The sequence below is a fragment of the Cupriavidus sp. FW306-1B-F12B genome, from assembly GCF_058781795.1.
Genome location: NZ_JBYSXC010000001.1, coordinates 432,641 through 449,859, shown reverse-complemented (window position 1 = coordinate 449,859; position 17,219 = coordinate 432,641). Strand labels below are relative to the sequence as shown.

Here is a 17,219-nt window from a genome sequence, read left to right as displayed (position 1 = left end):
CATCCGCTCAGCCGCGCGGGCCCAGGGGCAGCGGCTGCTCGCCCGGCGCCCACCACGGCCGGAACAGCGCCTGGACGGCGGCATCATCCACCGCGTCATAGCCGGTGACACGCCAGTGCGGGGCATTGTCCTTGTCGACGATCAGCGCGCGCACGCCCTCGATGAAATCGCCTTGCGTGAAGGTGTTGACCACCACCGCCAGCTCCATGCGGAAGCAGTCGGCCAGGTCCATGCGGCGGCCGCGCAGCAGCAATTCGCGCGTGGCGCAGGCGGATAGCGGCGAACGGGTGCGCAGTACATCGATGGTGCGGCTGGCCCATGCGGCGTAGGCCGGGTCGTCCTGGCAAGCCAGGCCGGCCAGGATTTCGGGCAGTGTCGCGTGCGCCGGGAAATGCTGCAGCAGTGCCGGCAGCACTTGCAGCAGCGGGGCGTCGGCGGCGCTGGCCACGTGCTCGCGCACCAGCGCGTGGCGCAGGTCTGCCAGCGTGTCATGGCCCCAGGCGATGCCGGCAAGCGATTGCTCCAGCCCGGCCAGCGTGGCGCTGTCCACTGCCGCATCGGCCAGTCCGCACAGCAGCGCATCAGCCGCGCCGATGGTGACGCCGGTCAGCCCCAGGTACAAGGCCAGCTCCACCGGCAGCTTTGACAGGAAATGGCTGGCGCCCACGTCCGGCACCAGGCCGATCCCGGTTTCGGGCATGGCCACGCGCGAGCGTTCGGTGACGAGGCGCAGGTGCGCGGCTTGCGCCAGGCCCATGCCGCCGCCCATGACGATGCCGTCCATCAGCGCCACCAGCGGCTTGGGGTAGCGGTGCAGGCGGTAGTCGAGCGTGTATTCGTCGATGAAGAAGCGCCGGTGCAGCGGGGTGCCGTCGCGGTAGCTGTCGGTCAGCGCGCGGATATCGCCGCCGGCGCAGAAGGCCTTGGGGCCGGCGCCGCGCAGCACCACCGCGCGGACGGCGTCGTCGTGCGCCCAGGCTTCCATCTGCGCGCCGAGCGCGACGATCATCGGGTACGACAGGGCATTGAGCTGGCGCGGCCGGTTCAGCGTGGCTATGCCGATACCGTTGACGACCTGGAACAGCACCTCCGGCTCGGCGGCATCCAGGTTGGCGGCCTTGGTCTCTTCAGTCAGGCGCATGGCGGGCTCCTAGGCGTTGCGCCATTGCGGCGTTCGTTTCTCGAGGAAGGCGTTGACGCCTTCGCGCTGGTCGGCATCGTCGAACAGGTCGACAAAGCGCTCGCGCTCCAGCGCCAGCGCGGCCTGGCGCGGTACGCCCTGGCGCGCCAGGTGCACCAGCCGCTTGCTGTGGGCGGCGGCGCGCGGGCTGACGTTGCCGGCGCGCTGCGCCATCGCCAGCGCCGTGGCCAGCGCCTGGCCGCGCGGCACGACTTCCTCCACCAGACCAATGCGCAACGCCGTGGCGGCATCGACGCGCTCGTTGGTCAGGATCATGCGCTTGGCCCAGCCTTCGCCGACCAGCCACGGCAGCGTCTGCGTGCCGCAACCGCACGGCAGCAGGCCGACGGCGGCTTCGGGCAGGGCCATCTGCGCCTGTTCCTCGGCGATGCGGATATCGCAGGCCAGCGCGCATTCCAGCCCGCCGCCCATGGCATAGCCGTTGACCGCGGCGATCACCACGGGCCGCGCGTTCTGCAGGGCTTCGAAGGCGCTGCCGAACTGCTGCGCCATCACGCGGGCATGGGCGCGGTCGCCCTCGGCAAAGCCGTTCAGGTCGGCGCCGGCGCTGAAGAACTTCTCGCCGGCACCGGTGACGACCACGGCACGTACTTCAGGGTTCGCGTCGATCTTTGCCACCAGCTCGCGCAGCTGCTGCAGGCCTTCGGCGGTGAAGGCGTTGGCGGGCGGGCGGCTCAGTGTCAGCGTGGCGACGTGGCCTTGCAGGGCAAACTCGATCATTCCTTGGCCTCCTTGTCGGCTGCGGACAGGTACTGGCGGATCACCCCGGAGAAGTCGAGCTGGCCGTCGCCGGCATGGCTCACGGCCTGGTAGACCTGCTGCGCCAGCGCACCCAGGAAGAGCGGCTGCTTCACGCTGCGCGCGGCGTCGTTGGCCAGGCCCAGGTCCTTGAGCATCAGGTCGGCGCCAAAGCCGCCGCTGTAGCCGCGCGCGGCCGGCGCGGTCTCGATCACGCCGGGCCAGGGGTTGCAGGTGTCCGAGGCCCAGCAGCGGCCGGTGGAGGTATTGACGATGCCGGCGAGCACGTTGGCATCGATGCCGAGCTTGACGCCCAGCGCCATGGCCTCGGATACGCCGATCATGGAGATGCCCAGGATCAGGTTGTTGCAGATCTTGGCGACCTGGCCGGTGCCGGTGCCGCCGCAGTGGACCAGGTTGCGGCCCATGCCGGCCAGCACCGGGCGCACCTGGGCGAACAGCGCTTCGGTGGCGCCGACCATGAAGGTCAGCGTGCCGGCCTGCGCGCCAACGGTGCCGCCGGAGACCGGCGCATCGGCCAGCGCATTGCCGTTTGCCTCGGCGGCGGCGGCCAGTTCGCGCACGGTGGCGGGGTCGATGGTGCTGGAATCCACCAGCGGCACGCCCGCGCGTACGCCGGCCAGCACGCCTTCCGGGCCCAGGTAAGCGCTGCGCACATGGGCTGCGGCGGGCAGCATGGTGATGACAAAGTCCGCTTCGGCCACGGCCTTGCGGGCGGAGTCCGCGGTGGCGGCGCCTTCGGCGCACAGCGATGCCACCGCAGCGGCGTTGAGGTCAAATACGGTCAGCGTATGACCGGCCTTGAGCAGGTTGCGCGCCATGGGCGCGCCCATGTTGCCCAGGCCGATGAAGGCGATATGCATGGGGTCTCCTTCCGGTTCGTGCTTGAATGCGGCGTGCTTACTTCAGGCTGATGGTGGTATTCACCCCATCGTTGACCGTGGCGTCGTCAAACCACCGCGCCGTCACCGTCTTGGTCTGGGTATAGAACTGCACCACCTGCTTGCCGTAAGGCCCCAGGTCGCCCAGCTTGGAGCCGCGCGAGCCAGTGAAGCTGAAGTAGGGCACCGGCACCGGGATGGGGATGTTGATGCCGACCTGGCCCACGTCGATCTCGCTCTGGAACTTGCGCGCCGCGGCGCCGCTCTGCGTGAACACGCCGGTGCCGTTGCCGAACGGGTTGCGGTTGACCAGGGCGATGGCCTCGTCCAGCGTATCGACACCGATCACCACCAGCACCGGCCCGAAGATCTCTTCGGTGTAGATCGACATGTCGGTGCGGACATCGGTAAAGATGGTCGGGCCGATGAAGTTGCCCTGCGGATAGCCCGGCACTTCCACGCCGCGGCCATCCAGCACCAGCGTCGCGCCTGCGCGCTCGCCGGCGGCGATGAGGCCGAGGACCCGTTCCTTTGCCGCCACCGATACCACGGGGCCGACATCGGTGCCAGCCTCGGCACCGGCGCCGACTTTCAGGGTCCTGGCGCGTTCGACCAGGTCGGGCACCCAGTCGCGTGCCGCCCCCACCAGCACCACCACCGAGGTGGCCATGCAACGCTGGCCGGCCGCGCCGAAGCCTGCACCGGCCAGCGCGTTCAGCGTCTGCTCCTTGTGCGCATCGGGCAGTACCACCGCATGGTTCTTGGCGCCCATCATGGACTGCACGCGCTTGCCGTGCGCGCCGGCCAGGTTGTAGACGTGGGTGCCGACAGCGGTCGAACCGACGAACGACACCGCCTTGATGTCCGGGTGCGTGCACAGCGCATCGACCACGTCCTTGGCGCCGTGCACCACGTTCAGCACGCCCGGCGGCACGCCGGCTTCCAGCGCCAGCTTGACCAGCTCCACGGTAGACAGCGGGTCCTGCTCTGAAGGCTTGAGCACGAAGGTATTGCCGCACACGATCGCCATCGGGAACATCCACAGCGGGATCATCGCCGGGAAGTTGAACGGCGTGATACCCGCGCAGACGCCGATCGGCTGCTGCAGCGTGTAGGTGTCGACGGTGGCGGCCACGTTCTCGGCAAAACCGCCTTGCTGCAGCGTGCCGATGGAGCAGGCGTGCTCGACCACCTCCAGCCCGCGGAAGATGTCGCCTTCGGCATCTGCCAGGGTCTTGCCCTGCTCGGCGGTCAGGATGGCGGCGATACGCTTGCTGTGCTCGCGGATCAGGGCCTGGAAGCGCAGCATGACGCGCAGCCGCGCGCCGATGGGCGTGTGGCGCCACGTGGCAAAGGCGCGGTGCGCGGCGCCCACGGCAGCGGCGACCTCGCTGGCGGTGGCCAGCGGCACGCGTGCCAGCACTTCCTGCGTGGCGGGATTGACCACGTTGCGGAATTCGGTGGCGGACGAATCCACCCATTCGCCGTTGATCAGCAGCGGCACGGTCGGCACGGCATTGTCGGTCTTGGGCACGGCACTCATGGTTGTCTCCGGAAGGTCTGGTTCTGTTGGCAAGGGATGGTGGGACTACAGGCTGCGCGCGATCAGCATGCGCTGGATCTCGCTGGTGCCTTCGTAGATCTGGGTGATGCGGGCGTCGCGGTAGTGGCGCTCGACCGGGTAGTCTTCGAGATAGCCGTAGCCGCCGTGGATCTGCAGCGCCTTGGAGCACACGCGCTCGGCCAGCTCGGACGCATACAGCTTGGCCTGCGAGGCTTCGGACAGGCACGGCACGCCTTCGCTGCGCATGCGTGCGGCGCGGTGCACCAGCAGGCGCGCGGCGTTCAGCTCGGTGGCCATGTCGGCCAGCATGTTGGCGATGGGCGGGTGTTCGCGCAGGGCGCGGCCGAACTGGATGCGTTCCGAGGCATAGCGGCACGCCGCCTCGAAGGCCGAGCGCGCAATGCCGATGGCCTGCGCGGCGATGCCGATGCGCCCGCCTTCCAGGTTGGACAGCGCGATGCGCAGGCCCTCGCCGGGTTCGCCGAGCAGTGCGTCGTGCGGTACGGTGCAGTCTTCCAGCGTGATCGCGCAGGTGTCGGAGGCGCGGATGCCGAGCTTCTTCTCGGGCGCGTGCACGATGAAGCCCGGGGTGTCGGTCGGAACAAGGAAGGCCGAGATGCCTTTCTTGCCGCGCTCGGGCTCGGTGGCGGCAAACACCACCGCCACGCCGGCGCGCTGGCCGTTGGTGACGAACTGCTTGCTGCCATTGAGCACCCAGCCGTTGTCGGTGAAGCGGGCGCGCGTGCGCAAGTTGTGCGCTTCGGAGCCCGCCTGCGGCTCGGTCAGGCAGAATGCGCCGATCAGCTCGCCGCTGGCCAGCCGCGCCAGGTAGCGTTCTTTCTGCGCATCGGTACCATAATGCAGGACCGGCCCGCAGCCGACCGAGTTGTGCACGCTCATCATGGTGGCGCAGGCGGCGCAGCCGGCGGCGATCTCTTCGATGGCCAGCGCATAGGCGACGTAGTCGGTATAGGTGCCGCCCCATTCCTCGGGCACGATCATGCCCAACAGCCCCAGCGCGCCCATTTCGGCGACGACCTCGTCGGGCAGGCGGGCGTCGCGGTCCCATTGCGCGGCGCCGGCGGCCAGCCGTTCGGTGGCAAAGGCGCGCGCGCTGTCGCGGATCATGGTTTGCTCTTCGGTGTAGTCGCTGTGCATGGCAGTTAGGGGTGGGCGTTTGGAGCCGCGCTGCAAGTCAGGCAGAATGCGCGTCGGCGTTTGACCTGCGGGCAGTGTAGGAACGCCGGAGGCCGGCTCCTATGCCAAAATCCGCCAATCTTCGTGAACTCGATTGCCACCCTCAGCGCCATGGAAAAAGGCAGTGTCGCCATCTGTTTCGTCCACCACGCCATCGCGGGGCTGCGCGCACGCGGCGTCGACCCCGATCCGGTACTGCGCGGCGCCGGCATTGCGCCGGCGCTGCTGGCGGTGCCGCAGTCACGCGTCTCGGCCGCCAGCTACAGCGAGCTGTGGATGGCCGTGGCGGCGGCGCTGGACGATGAGTTCTTCGGGCAGGATTCGCGCAGCATGAAGTGCGGCAGCTTTGCCATGCTGTGCCACGCGGTGGCCGGGAGCCGCACGCTGGGGCAGGGGCTGGAGCGCATCACGCGGTACTTCCGGCTGCTGCTGGACGATATCGGCGTGCGGCTGGAGCGCCACGGCGACGAGGCCGCGCTGGTGCTGACCGCGCCCTGCGCGCACCTGGGGCGGCAGCCCGGCGTGTTTGCCAAGGAAACCATGCTGATCATGCTGCATGGCCTGATGAGCTGGCTGTTGCGGCGGCGCGTGCCGGTGCGGCTGGCGGCCTTTGACTACGACGAGCCGCAGTACAGCGCGGAATACCGCGTCATGTATTCGCGCCAGCTGGCGTTCGGGCAGCCGGCCACGGCGCTGGTCTTCGACGCGGCACTGCTGGAGCAGCCGGTGCGCCAGGACGAGCGCAGCCTGAAGGCCTTCCTGCGCGATGCGCCGCACAACGTGGTGGTGAAGTACTCCGACCGCGCCAGCGTGGGCGCGCGCGTGCGCAGGCTGCTGCGCAACCAGCGTCCGGATCAATGGCCCACCTTTGAAGACCTGGCAATCAGCCTGAACCTGTCCGCATCATCGCTGCGGCGCCGGCTGATGGAGGAGGGCGTCAGCTACCAGGACCTGAAGGATGCGCTGCGGCGCGATCTTGCCATCGAGGCGCTCAGCCATTCCGGCCGCCCGGTGGCGGATATCGCGGCCGAGCTCGGCTTTGCCGAGCCGGGCGCGTTCCACCGGGCGTTCCGGCGCTGGACCGGATCGCGCCCGGGCGCTTACCGCCGGGTGGCGGAAGGCTGATGCGGCGCGTCTAGAGCTGCGCCGCGTGGTGGCGGATGTGGTCGGCGATAAAGCTGGTGATGAAGTAGTAGCCGTGGTCGTAGCCGCTATGCCGGCGCAGCGTCAGCGGCTGGCCGACGGCCTGGCAGGCCGCCGCGAATGCTTCCGGATGCAGCTGGCTTTGCAGGAACTGGTCGTCGAGTCCCTGATCGACCAGGATGCCAGCCGGGAAGGGCGCCCCATTCTGGCGTGCCATCAGTTCACTGGCGTCGTACTCAGCCCACGCGGCGCGGTCCGTGCCGAGATAGCCAGTGAACGCCTTCTGGCCCCACGGGCAGCGTGACGGCGCGGCGATCGGCGCAAACGCCGACACCGAGCGGAAGCGCTGCGGATGGCGCTGTGCCAGCACCAGCGCGCCGTGCCCGCCCATGGAATGCCCGAAGATGCCGACGCGGCCGGCATCGCCCGGCAAGGCGGTGGTGACCAGCCCGAACAGCTCGTCGGCCACGTAGCTTTCCATGCGCCAGTACTCCTGCCACGGCGCCTCGGTGGCATCGACATAGAACCCGGCACCCACGCCGAAGTCCCAGGCATCGGCCTCGCCCGGCAGGCCCGCGCCGCGCGGGCTGGTATCGGGCGCCACCAGCATCAGGCCGTGCTCGGCGGCAAAACGCTGCGCGCCGGCCTTGATCATGAAGGTTTCCTCGGTGCAGGTCAGGCCGGCCAGGTAGAACAGCACCGGCACCTTGCCGCCTGCCTGCGCCTGCGGCGGCAGGTAGACCGAGAAACGCATCGGCAGCCCGATCGCCGTCGAATCATGGCGATAGAAGCGCTGCACGCCGCCGTGGCAGCCGTGTTGCGAGATCAGTTCCATGTCGGCGCCGTCCTCAGTACAGCACCACCGAGCGGATCGACTCGCCGCGCTTCATCAGGTCGAAGCCCTCGTTGATGCGCTCCAGCGGCAGCGTGTGCGTGATCAGGTCGTCGATATTGAGCTTGCCCTCCATGTACCAGTCGACGATCTTCGGTACATCGGTGCGCCCGCGGGCGCCGCCAAAGGCCGAGCCCTTCCACTCGCGCCCCGTCACCAGCTGGAACGGCCGCGTCGAGATCTCCGCGCCGGCCTCGGCCACGCCGATGATGATCGACTTGCCCCAGCCCTTGTGGCAGCACTCCAGCGCCTGGCGCATGACCTGCGTGTTGCCGATGCATTCGAACGAATAGTCGGCACCGCCGTCGGTCAGCTGGATGATGTGGTCGACCACGTTATCCACGTCCTTCGGGTTGATGAAGTGGGTCATGCCGAACTTGCGCGCCATGGCTTCGCGGCCAGGGTTCAGGTCCACGCCGATGATCTTGTCGGCGCCCACCATCTTGGCCGCCTGGATCACGTTCAGGCCAATGCCGCCCAGGCCGAACACGACCACGTTGGCGCCGGCTTCCACCTTGGCGGTGAACAGCACCGCGCCCACGCCGGTGGTGACGCCGCAGCCGATGTAGCAGACCTTGTCGAACGGCGCGTCGGGGCGGATCTTGGCCAGTGCGATCTCCGGCACCACGATGTGGTTGGCGAAGGTCGAGGTGCCCATGTAGTGGAAGATCGGCTTGCCGTCGATGGAAAAGCGCGAGGTGCCGTCCGGCATCAGGCCCTTGCCCTGGGTGGCGCGGATCGCCTGGCACAGGTTGGTCTTGCGCGACAGGCAGAACTTGCACTGGCGGCATTCCGGCGTGTACAGGGGGATCACGTGGTCGCCGGGCTTGAGCGAGGTCACGCCCGGGCCGACGTCGGTGACGATGCCCGCGCCTTCATGGCCCAGGATCGCCGGGAAAATGCCTTCCGGGTCGGCCCCGGACAAGGTGTAGTAGTCGGTATGGCAGATACCGGTGGCCTTGACTTCCACCAGCACTTCCCCGGCGCGCGGGCCGTCCAGGTCCACGTCTTCAATGGTCAGCGGGGCGCCGGCTTTCCAGGCGATGGCGGCTTTGGTTTTCATGGGGGAGTCCTCCGGGATCAGGAATGTGGGGTGGCTTGCGGGCTGCGCGGCGTAGGCCGGCGCGGCGCGGGGGCAAGCCAGGTCCGAGGACAAGACTATACGATCTTCCTGCCGCAGCGGGCCAGTTTTGGCCGATCAGCGGTCAGCGAAACTGCCCAGGCGGCGCCAGGCGCGAGTCTTACGCCTTCAGCGCTCTCGCTTCCAGATTCCAGAGCTTGCGGTCGCTGGTGGAGACGGCCACGGCGCCATGTGCGAGCGCGCTGCGGATATCATCCCGATTGCAGACAAAGCCTGATGTCACGATCGGCGGCAGCGCCTTGCGGTCCGCTTCGGGCAGGTGCGACAGCATCGGCGCCGGCATCAGCTGCACCAGGTTCGGGTCGCTCTGTTCGAGCGCCTTGACGCTGCGCGGCCAGGTGGAGCGGTCGGTCACAAAGACCTTCTGCATCGTCACCATGCCGGCGCGGTTGGCGCGCTGGATCGTTGCCACGCGCGTGGAAACCAGACTGGTCACCCCGATGTCGGCCAGGTACTCCACCCCGCCCTTGTCCTGCGACAAGCCTTCGCAGCTGTCGATATTGACGATGACGTACTTGCCGGCGCTGGCCAGCGTGGCGATGACGGGCTGCAGCTTGCGCAGTTCCACGTTGGCGACAATGCAGACTTCGGCCACGCTTTCAAAGATGGCGTCGATCTGGTCAACACCGTAGAGTGTGCCGATGACGGGGTGTCGCGTCAGGCGCGCACCGAGGGACCTGTCCATGCTGGTTACTTCGGTTCGTTGGTGAGCACGTCACTGAGACCCAGCTTGCCTGGGTTCAGGATATTCTGCGGGTCGAGTGCCTGCTTGACCGCCGCCAGCAGCGGGAACGCCGTGTCCAGCGACGAGGCCATGTATGGCGCGCGCAGCAGTCCGATTCCGTGGTGGTGGCTCAGTGCCGCATTGTATTGGATCAGCACCGCATTGGCAGCATCCCATGCCTGGCGATACCACTTCTGGCGGTCTTCCACCGCGACCTCGCCGCGAAGGGAGAAGTACAGGCAGGCGCCGTCCACATAGGCGTGCGACTGGTGCGCGGAGCCGGCGAGGGTGCCCGGCACGGCATTGATGGCCTTGACCACGTCCGTGTAGATGGCAGCCAGGTCGCGCCACGGCCCTGACATTTCGAGCGTATCGGCGACAAAGCCGGGGCTGCGCTTGAAGCCCTCGGCGCTCTTGCCGGTCAGGTAGCGCGTGTCGAGCCAGCGCTCGAAAATGGACTCGCTGTCCAGTTTGTCACCAAGTTCCTGGCACACGCGCTCGCTGATCGTCATCACCGCATCGACCATCTCGCGCGCGCCCTCGTCGGCAACCAGCAGGACGTTGGTGTCCGGCAGTCCGAACTGCACGCCGCTTTCCAGTTCGTCATAGAGCCGCAGCGCGGCCGGGTTGGCCCCGCGCTGCATGATCTCGCGGCAGGCCTCCAGGCCGATGGCAAAGGTCTTGAAGCCATAGGCGATGGCGCGCCCGTAGTCGGGCAGGCGGTGCAGCTTGAGGCGCACGCGCACGATCACGCCCAGCATGCCCTCGGACCCGATGAACAGTTGCTGCAGATCCGGGCCCAATGCCGCGCGCGAGTAGCCGCCCACGGTGACCAGGCTGCCGTCGGCCAGCACCACGTCCATGCCGAACACCATGTCCTCGATCTTGCCATAGCGCGTGGACAACTGGCCGGCGCCGCGGCAGGCTACCCATCCGCCGACCGTGCTGATCGCGTACGACGAAGGCCAGTGGCCCATCGTCATGCCGAATTCCTTCTGCACGGTCTCCTCGAAAATGTCGCCGAACATGCCGGCTTCCACGTCGACGATCTGGCTGTCCTTGTCGAATCCGACCAGCTGGTTCAGGCCGCACACGTCCAGCACGATGCCGCCGCGCACGGGCAGGGCAGCGCCCGTGACGTTGCTGCGGCCGGCCGATACGGTGACCGGAATGGCGCTGGCGCTGGCAATGCGCATGACTGCCTGCACCTGTTCCACGGTGGAAGCGCGCACGATGACCCCGCGCGGCGTGGCGGGCTTGCCCGCGGTCTCCGTGATCATCGATCCGGCCCACCAGTCGCGGGTCCACGCCACGACGTCGGCGGTATCGGTCAGGACCTCGTCGGCCACCTTGCGCAGGGCCGCGACATCGGCCGCGCAGACGGCAATGGTGTCGCGTTGCAGGCCCGGCGCATCCGGCGTGCCCTGGATGTTCGCCGCATAGCCCGGCGGCGTGTGGGCGCCGACGACGTAGTTGCCGCGGTTGTAGCCGCGCTTGATGGCTTCCTTGCTGATCATGCTGAGTCTCCCATGAGGACGGATTTTTCGAGGGCGACGGCGGCCAGGTATTCGCTGACCTGCCGCGCCACGGCCGCTTCGGACAATCCGAGTTCGGCCTGGAGGATCTGTCCCACCCGCGCTGCGGCGCGGGCGGAGGCATCGCGCGCCATCAGGCGGGCGCGGATGCGTCGTGACAAGACGTCGTCAACCGTGCCGGCCAGTTCATGACGCACGGCGTAGACGATTTCCGCTTCGGTATACGGCAGGCTTTCGACGATCGGCCTGGCCAGGGTGGCGTCCGCCTGCAGGATGTCGCTGACAAAGCGCGCCTCCGTGCCATAGCGCTCGCCCAGATGCGCGGACATGCCGCCGGATGCGACGATGGCCTGCGCGTCATAGCCAGCCGCCCCGAGCAGATAGGCCGATCTGGTCAGGCACTTGCTGCGCTTGCCGATGACCTTCTGCGCGGCATCGATGGTTTGCTCTGCCATGTGCCGCGAGGTCGTGAGCTTGCCGCCGACGATGGTCACCAGGCCGTCGTCGGCGGTATGAATCTCGTGATTGCGCCTGATTTCCAGGGTCTTGCCGCCGGGCGGCGCCACCAGCGGGCGGCACCCCGCGATGCTGCCCACCACGTCATCCGGCGTCAGGTCGGTCTTTAGTGCCGAGCGCGCGCCCTCCAGCAGGAAGTCCAGTTCCTGCCGGGTGCACATGACATTGTCGAGGTCGCCCTCATAGTCTTCGTCGGTGGTGCCGAGGTAGGACACATTGCCCCACCGCGTGATGGTTGCCCGGCGGTTGCGGCCGGGCACCGGGATCGTCACCGTGCAGTCATTGCGGATCTTCAGCCACGGGATGGCAACGTGGACGCCCTTGGCAGGGCGGATGTGCAGGGTCCTGGCCTCGCCCTTCCTGCGGCCGGTCCAGTCGCGCAGCCAGACGCCGGTTGCCATGATGACCACGCCTGCGCGCACGCGGATCTCGCGCTCGCCGGCGTGGACAATGGCGCCATCCACCTTGCCGTGGCCGTCGCGGGTGATCTCGGCGACGGTCGCGTGATTGACCACGGCCGCGCCATGGAACGCTGCCGTGCGTGCGATGTTCAGTGTCAGGCGGGCATCATCGACGCGCGCATCGAAGTACAGGTAGCCGCCGGTCAGATGTTCCTCATTGAAGGTCGGGCAGTGTGACAGCACCTCGGCCTTGGTCAGCTTCTGGTGCAGGATTCCCTCGCGCCAGCCACCGGCGAGGTCGTAGGTCCAGAGCAGGCTTTCGAAGGCCTTGGCCAGGCGCTTGTCGAACACGCCGTTGCGCTCCATCACCGGGAACAGGAACGGCAGCCGCTGCACCAGATGGCGCGCGTTGCGGCGCAGGCGCTGGCGCTCCAGCAGTGAATGGCGCACCAGGCCGAGATTGCCCTGCTCGATATAGCGCAGGCCGCCGTGCACCATCTTTGATGACTTGGACGAGGTCCCCGCGGCGAAGTCGCACTTTTCAACCAGCGCCACGCGATAGCCGCGCAAGCTGGCATCCAGCGCGGCGTAGGCGCCCGTCACGCCGCCGCCGACCACCAGGATGTCGAACGCATCCGCCTCCAGGCGGTCGAGCAGGTCCCGGCGCATCAGCCGCAATGGCTCGGTGCTGGTCATGGCGGCGCGCTCGCGGTTAGCGCTGCGGGATGGAAAAATCACCATGTCTGTTGTTGCTCCTGGTTAATGGACCGCAAGCGCGTCCGCATGGTTGAGCTCGGATGCCACCCGCGCATTCCAGAGCGCGCGCCGCTGGGCGCGCTCATCGGCGCTGATCGCAGGTTCGAACACCGCGTCCGGGGTCGTGGTGGCCCGGGCCTGCTGCATGGAATCCCAAAGCAGGCCGGACGAGCCGGCAAGGTAAGCGATGCCGCGCAGGCTGGCGCGGTCGGTCTCCTTCATGCGGTGGATGGAAATTCCGCTGAGATCCGCCTGCATCTGCAGCAGCGCATCGCTGCCGGACAAGCCGCCGCCGACCACCAGTTCCGACACTGGCACGCCCGCGATCTCCCGGTTGGCCTCGATGCAGGAAGTCACCGAGTGGGCAATGCCTTCGAGGATGGCAAAGGCCATCTCGGCCTGCGTCGTTGCCATCGAGATACCGGTCAATGCTGCGCGCGCTTCAGGCTGCATGCGTGGGACTCGCAGGCCGGTCAGCGCGGGAATAAAGGTCACGCTTCGTGACGATGCAACAGTGCTGGCCAGCGCACTGATTTGCCTGGCATTCTCGAACCAGCCGAGCTTGTCGCAGACCCAGTTGAGCGCGGAGCCGGTGGTGGCGACAAAGGTTTCGACGGAGAAATGCGACACGCCCAGCTGCCGGCGTGCGGTCATGGTCAGGGTGCTGTCCGACTTGCCGCTGCGTGCGGGAAGGTTCGGACCGACTACCAGGTCGACGAAGCTGCCGGTGCCATGCAGGCACATCGCCTGGCCGGCATCGAGGCATCCCAGGCCGATTGCGCCGGCGAGCTGGTCCCCGGCACAAGCGAGGATCGGCACGTCAATCCCCAGCACGTCCGGCCGCGTGCGGCCGAAGTCGTCCGCATCCTGGCGCAGCTCAGGCAGCAGCTCGCGCGGAAAGCCAAGCGCGTCGATCCAGTCGAGCTGGTAGCGATGCCCGGTCAGCACGTAGGCGTTGCATGAGGTGGCATTGGTCGGCGTGGTGATGCACGTGCGTGCCGTCGACAGGTGCCAGAGCAACCAGCTGTCGATGGTGCCGAAGGCGAGCCGGCGCGCACGGAAGGCGTCAGCCACAGCCGGCGTGTCACGCAGGTGCCGCGCCGCCCACAGGTAAGGCGAGCGCACACCGGTGGGGCGGCCGACTGCTTCGCGCAGAGTCGCGTCCCATGCCGGCGCAAGCTGGTCGAGATCGGCTGCGTATCGCGTGTCCTGCCACGCCATGGCGGGTACCAGCGCACGTCCGGTCTGCGTGTCCCACAGTACCGCGGTGGCGCGCTGGGTCGCGATGGCGAGGGCGGTGACGGTCAGGTCTTCGCGAGCGGCTTGCGCCAGGGTGGCGCGGCAAACCGCCAGGGTCTTGTCGAGCAGGACGTCGGCGTCCTGTTCGACCACGCCGGGGCAGGGGGAACGGACCTCAAGCGTGGTGTACTCGAGGCACATGACATGACCGTCGGCGGCCACCACCGCTGCCCGCGTGCCTGAGGTGCCCTCATCGATTGCAAGGATGACATTTCTGCGCTGGGTCATGGGCGGGCCTTTTCAATCGCGGGATTCATGAAGCCCGGAGCGTCCGGCACATCGCCCTTGAACTGCGGGGCATCGGCTTCATTGTCGGGGTTGATGGTGGTGCGGGTCGGGTCCCAGCGGATCGCGAAGCAGATGATGCTGGCCAGCAGCGGGACCACGGACAGGATCAGGAAGGTGGTCTCCAGCCCATACTGTGCGCGGAACAGCGGGAACACCAGCAGGCCCAGTGCAGCGCCGATGGCACCGAGTGCGCCGATGATGCCGTTGGCGCCCGCGCGCAGTTCACTGCGGAAAGACAGTGACGACAGGCTCTTGCCATTTGCGCCGGGTCCGCCCGAGTGGAACAGAATGAACAGCGACGGAACGACCACTGCCATCCACATCGGCATCTTGCCGTTGAACAGGCCCAGGATCAGCAGCATGGCGAATACCGCCGCAAAGCCGAACGCCGAGGCGCGGCGCAGGCCCAGCTTGCGGCCTATCAAGGGCGAGAGGAACCCGCCAAAGATGCCGCAGACGTTGAAGACCAGCGCGCCGATCGTCGCATAGACAAAGTCCTTGCCGAACAGGGCCGCACTGATCAGCGGCAGGTACCAGCCGATCGCGAAGTACTGGATCGACTGCCCGATCTGCACAGTGGCCGCCAGCACGGTGCGCGGCAGGTAGACGCCGCGGAAGATCAGCAGCACGTTGGCCAGGCCGCGGCGCGCCTGGTTGAGGACGGGGATGCGTTCCGCGGGCGGTGCGGCAACGAACTCACGTCCGTAGATGCGCGTCATGGCATGTGCGGCGGCATCGAGCAATTCCTTGCGCGCCAGCCAGATCGGGCTTTCCACCAGGAACAGGCCCTGCAGCAGCAGGATGATCACGCCGAAGACCGCGGTGGCTGCCACCGAGTAGCGCCAGATCGTGTCGCCAACGTCCCAGGAGTAGAACAGCAGTGCCAGTAACAGGTTAGAGCAGACGGCCGTGTACCACATGCCTTGCCACGTGTTCAGCCGACTCTTGAGTTTCACCGGCGTGAACTCCGCCAGCACCGCCATGGCGATGGCAAAGTCGATGCCGTAGGCCGCGCCGACAAAGAAGCGACCGGCCAGGATCACCTCGAAGCCGGGGGCAAACACCACCAGCAATGCGCCGGCCACAGCCAGGACCTTGGCGAGGATCAGCGGGCGGACGCGGCCCCAGCGGTCGGCCATCCAGCCGCCGATAGGGTTGAAGGCAATGGCCACCCATGAAGCAAACGAGGTCAACAGGGCGACTTTTGCCGGCGCGAGTTGAAGGTTGCGCGTCATCGGCCCGAGGCCGGCGCTCAGTGCAGAATTGGAAAATGCATCAAGGAATAGCCCGCCGAGTGCGAGCCACCAGATGACACCGGCCCTGCCGCGAATGCCTGGGCAGGAATCTATGTAGGCAATGACATCATCGATGCCACGAATCTTGATGGCAGAGTGTTGCACGGCGGTCTCCTCTTATTTGTTCTGTAAGAGGCCGCAGCAACTGCAAGGCGCGAAGAGACCATCTTACAGATGGTCTCTTATCTAGATCTGCGTGGCCAATGTATGGCTTCGCAGGCACAGCGTCAACCGGGAAAACCCTTGTCCTGGGCATTAGCGTGCAGCGGTATTCCCCACGGCACGGCGCGGACTGGCATCCGGCGGGGCCAGTTGACCCTCATGCCGCCGCCCCAGCCACCAGCCCAGCCCCGCCCACACCAGCGCCAGCACGGCGCCAGCCAGCGCCACCGTGGCGGGATGGCCCGACAGCGCATCGATCGCCGTCTTGACCCACGCACTGACCGCATCGCCCGCACGGTAGACGGCGGTGTCGATCACGTTCTTGGCCTTGTACTTGGTCTCGGGATCGACCACGGTGAACAGCATCTCGCGCCCGGGGCGCAGCAGCGCGTATTCGCCCACGCGCCGCAGGATCATCACGCCGGCCAGCACGCCGAAGGTCGGCAGCATCGCCAGTACGAGAAAGCCGCAGGTCACCGCCAGCGGCACCGCGGTCATCAGCACGGTGACGCCATAGCGGCGCGCCATGCGGCCGGTGAAGAAGAGCTGGACCAGGATGGTCAGCGCCTGCACGGCAGCATCCAGCGCGCTGAAGACCTGGGTCTGGCGGGTGCGCTCCGGGAAGGCCTCGGCCACCAGCCGCGCCTGCTCGAAATACAGGAAGGTGCTGGCCGTGGCCAGCAGGATCACGAACAGGCCGATGCCAAGCAGGTAGCGCGAGCGCAGCAGCAGCGACAGCCCGGCCAGCAGCCCGCCGCCGATGGGGTTGGCCGGATCCTGCGCCGCGCCGGCCGGGGCTTCGCCCGGCTGCACCACGCCCGCGCCGGCGCGGCGGCGCCAGCCGAACAGCCAGCCCACGCCGGGCAGCGTTGCGGCCAGCAGCGCGGCCGACAGCAGCATCAGTCCGGTCAGGCCGATCCGCGGCACCAGCCAGCCGCCCAGCACGGGGCCGGCCAGCCCACCCGCGCTGGCGCCGGCGGCCAGCAGTGCGAACAGACGGCGCGCCTGCTCGGGGCGGAACACATCCGCCATCAGGCTCCATGCCACGGACACCACGAACAGGTTGAACACCGACAGCCACACGTAGAACACGCGCGCCAGCCAGACGTTGTCAGGCAGGGCGCGAGTGGCCAGCGCAAAGCCAAGCAGGTTGGCGATAAAGAAGGCGTACACCCAGGGCACGAAGCGGCGCCGCGGCAGCCACGCGCAGACCGCGCCGTACAGCGGGATCGCGGCCAGCATCACGACAAAGGTGGCGGTGAACAGCCACTGCAGGTTCTTCACGCCGCCGGCAATGCCCATGGTCTCGCGCACCGGCCGCAGCATGAAATAGCTGGCGAACAGGCAGAAGAAAAACAGGAAGCCGGCCACCACGGCGCCGCCCTCGCCGGGGCGGATGCCGAAACCGCGCCGCAGCCGGGCCAGGCCGCCGGCAGGCGGGTCGCGCGCGGGATCGTCCACGATC

The 17,219-nt window shown here is 67.8% G+C and carries 14 protein-coding genes; 1 reads left to right on the top strand and 13 read right to left on the bottom strand.

What is annotated here, in order from left to right:
* Window positions 1-7: 7 nt before the first annotated feature.
* The 5 genes from AC3WLE_RS01995 to AC3WLE_RS01975 are packed head-to-tail and all read right to left on the bottom strand — an operon-like array spanning window position 8 to window position 5,563.
* On the bottom strand, window positions 8-1,141 hold the full coding sequence (locus AC3WLE_RS01995) for an enoyl-CoA hydratase/isomerase family protein (protein WP_492356272.1): 1,134 nt from the start codon (window positions 1,139-1,141) through the stop codon (window positions 8-10).
* Window positions 1,142-1,150: 9 nt separating this feature from the next.
* A complete protein-coding gene (locus tag AC3WLE_RS01990) occupies window positions 1,151-1,921 on the bottom strand; it encodes an enoyl-CoA hydratase (protein WP_492318475.1) in 771 nt (256 codons plus the stop codon).
* Window positions 1,918-2,823, bottom strand: coding sequence for a 3-hydroxyisobutyrate dehydrogenase (gene mmsB / locus AC3WLE_RS01985; RefSeq protein WP_492318474.1), 906 nt, complete (start codon window positions 2,821-2,823; stop codon window positions 1,918-1,920). Before mmsB ends, AC3WLE_RS01990 begins: the two co-directional genes overlap by 4 nt.
* Before the next feature lie 37 nt (window positions 2,824-2,860).
* Window positions 2,861-4,384 carry a CoA-acylating methylmalonate-semialdehyde dehydrogenase gene (locus AC3WLE_RS01980; protein ID WP_492318473.1) on the bottom strand — a complete coding sequence of 508 codons (1,524 nt, stop codon included), beginning with the start codon at window positions 4,382-4,384 and terminating at the stop codon, window positions 2,861-2,863.
* A gap of 45 nt (window positions 4,385-4,429) precedes the next feature.
* On the bottom strand, window positions 4,430-5,563 hold the full coding sequence (locus AC3WLE_RS01975) for an acyl-CoA dehydrogenase family protein (RefSeq protein ID WP_492318472.1): 1,134 nt from the start codon (window positions 5,561-5,563) through the stop codon (window positions 4,430-4,432).
* A gap of 150 nt (window positions 5,564-5,713) precedes the next feature.
* On the opposite strand from AC3WLE_RS01975, the gene AC3WLE_RS01970 reads away from it, so the two are divergent.
* Window positions 5,714-6,727 carry an AraC family transcriptional regulator gene (locus AC3WLE_RS01970; protein WP_492356284.1) on the top strand — a complete coding sequence of 338 codons (1,014 nt, stop codon included), beginning with the start codon at window positions 5,714-5,716 and terminating at the stop codon, window positions 6,725-6,727.
* Window positions 6,728-6,737: 10 nt separating this feature from the next.
* Here the strand turns inward: AC3WLE_RS01970 and fghA are convergent, their stop codons facing one another.
* The 8 genes from fghA to AC3WLE_RS01930 all read right to left on the bottom strand — a co-directional run bounded on the left by fghA (window position 6,738) and on the right by AC3WLE_RS01930 (window position 17,215).
* A complete protein-coding gene (fghA, locus tag AC3WLE_RS01965) occupies window positions 6,738-7,580 on the bottom strand; it encodes an S-formylglutathione hydrolase (protein WP_492318471.1) in 843 nt (280 codons plus the stop codon).
* 13 nt (window positions 7,581-7,593) lie between these two features.
* On the bottom strand, window positions 7,594-8,700 hold the full coding sequence (locus tag AC3WLE_RS01960) for an S-(hydroxymethyl)glutathione dehydrogenase/class III alcohol dehydrogenase (protein ID WP_116358555.1): 1,107 nt from the start codon (window positions 8,698-8,700) through the stop codon (window positions 7,594-7,596).
* A 178-nt stretch (window positions 8,701-8,878) separates the two neighbouring features.
* On the bottom strand, window positions 8,879-9,463 hold the full coding sequence (locus AC3WLE_RS01955) for a glycerol-3-phosphate responsive antiterminator (RefSeq protein WP_492318470.1): 585 nt from the start codon (window positions 9,461-9,463) through the stop codon (window positions 8,879-8,881).
* Window positions 9,464-9,468: 5 nt separating this feature from the next.
* The gene (locus AC3WLE_RS01950; protein ID WP_492356273.1) at window positions 9,469-11,019 is read right to left on the bottom strand and encodes an FAD-binding oxidoreductase; all 1,551 of its coding nucleotides are present in this window, start codon (window positions 11,017-11,019) and stop codon (window positions 9,469-9,471) included.
* Window positions 11,016-12,695, bottom strand: coding sequence for a glycerol-3-phosphate dehydrogenase/oxidase (locus AC3WLE_RS01945; protein ID WP_492356274.1), 1,680 nt, complete (start codon window positions 12,693-12,695; stop codon window positions 11,016-11,018). Before AC3WLE_RS01945 ends, AC3WLE_RS01950 begins: the two co-directional genes overlap by 4 nt.
* An 18-nt stretch (window positions 12,696-12,713) precedes the next feature.
* Window positions 12,714-14,237 carry an FGGY family carbohydrate kinase gene (locus AC3WLE_RS01940; RefSeq protein ID WP_492356275.1) on the bottom strand — a complete coding sequence of 508 codons (1,524 nt, stop codon included), beginning with the start codon at window positions 14,235-14,237 and terminating at the stop codon, window positions 12,714-12,716.
* Window positions 14,234-15,697 (bottom strand): MFS transporter, encoded by a 1,464-nt coding sequence (locus tag AC3WLE_RS01935; RefSeq protein ID WP_492351890.1) that lies wholly within the window; start codon window positions 15,695-15,697, stop codon window positions 14,234-14,236. Before AC3WLE_RS01935 ends, AC3WLE_RS01940 begins: the two co-directional genes overlap by 4 nt.
* A 150-nt stretch (window positions 15,698-15,847) precedes the next feature.
* Window positions 15,848-17,215, bottom strand: a complete 1,368-nt coding sequence (locus AC3WLE_RS01930; protein WP_492356276.1) for an NTP/NDP exchange transporter — start codon at window positions 17,213-17,215, stop codon at window positions 15,848-15,850.
* Between the last annotated feature and the right edge of the window lie 4 nt (window positions 17,216-17,219).

Coding starts and splice junctions, on each gene's coding strand:
- fghA (WP_492318471.1), bottom strand. CDS start 7,580: ATGGAACTGATCTCGCAACACGGCTGCCACGGCGGCGTGCAGCGCTTC.
- AC3WLE_RS01945 (WP_492356274.1), bottom strand. CDS start 12,695: ATGGTGATTTTTCCATCCCGCAGCGCTAACCGCGAGCGCGCCGCCATG.
- AC3WLE_RS01940 (WP_492356275.1), bottom strand. CDS start 14,237: ATGACCCAGCGCAGAAATGTCATCCTTGCAATCGATGAGGGCACCTCA.
- AC3WLE_RS01970 (WP_492356284.1), top strand. CDS start 5,714: ATGGAAAAAGGCAGTGTCGCCATCTGTTTCGTCCACCACGCCATCGCG.
- AC3WLE_RS01960 (WP_116358555.1), bottom strand. CDS start 8,700: ATGAAAACCAAAGCCGCCATCGCCTGGAAAGCCGGCGCCCCGCTGACC.
- mmsB (WP_492318474.1), bottom strand. CDS start 2,823: ATGCATATCGCCTTCATCGGCCTGGGCAACATGGGCGCGCCCATGGCG.
- AC3WLE_RS01975 (WP_492318472.1), bottom strand. CDS start 5,563: ATGCACAGCGACTACACCGAAGAGCAAACCATGATCCGCGACAGCGCG.
- AC3WLE_RS01995 (WP_492356272.1), bottom strand. CDS start 1,141: ATGCGCCTGACTGAAGAGACCAAGGCCGCCAACCTGGATGCCGCCGAG.
- AC3WLE_RS01980 (WP_492318473.1), bottom strand. CDS start 4,384: ATGAGTGCCGTGCCCAAGACCGACAATGCCGTGCCGACCGTGCCGCTG.
- AC3WLE_RS01955 (WP_492318470.1), bottom strand. CDS start 9,463: ATGGACAGGTCCCTCGGTGCGCGCCTGACGCGACACCCCGTCATCGGC.
- AC3WLE_RS01990 (WP_492318475.1), bottom strand. CDS start 1,921: ATGATCGAGTTTGCCCTGCAAGGCCACGTCGCCACGCTGACACTGAGC.
- AC3WLE_RS01950 (WP_492356273.1), bottom strand. CDS start 11,019: ATGATCAGCAAGGAAGCCATCAAGCGCGGCTACAACCGCGGCAACTAC.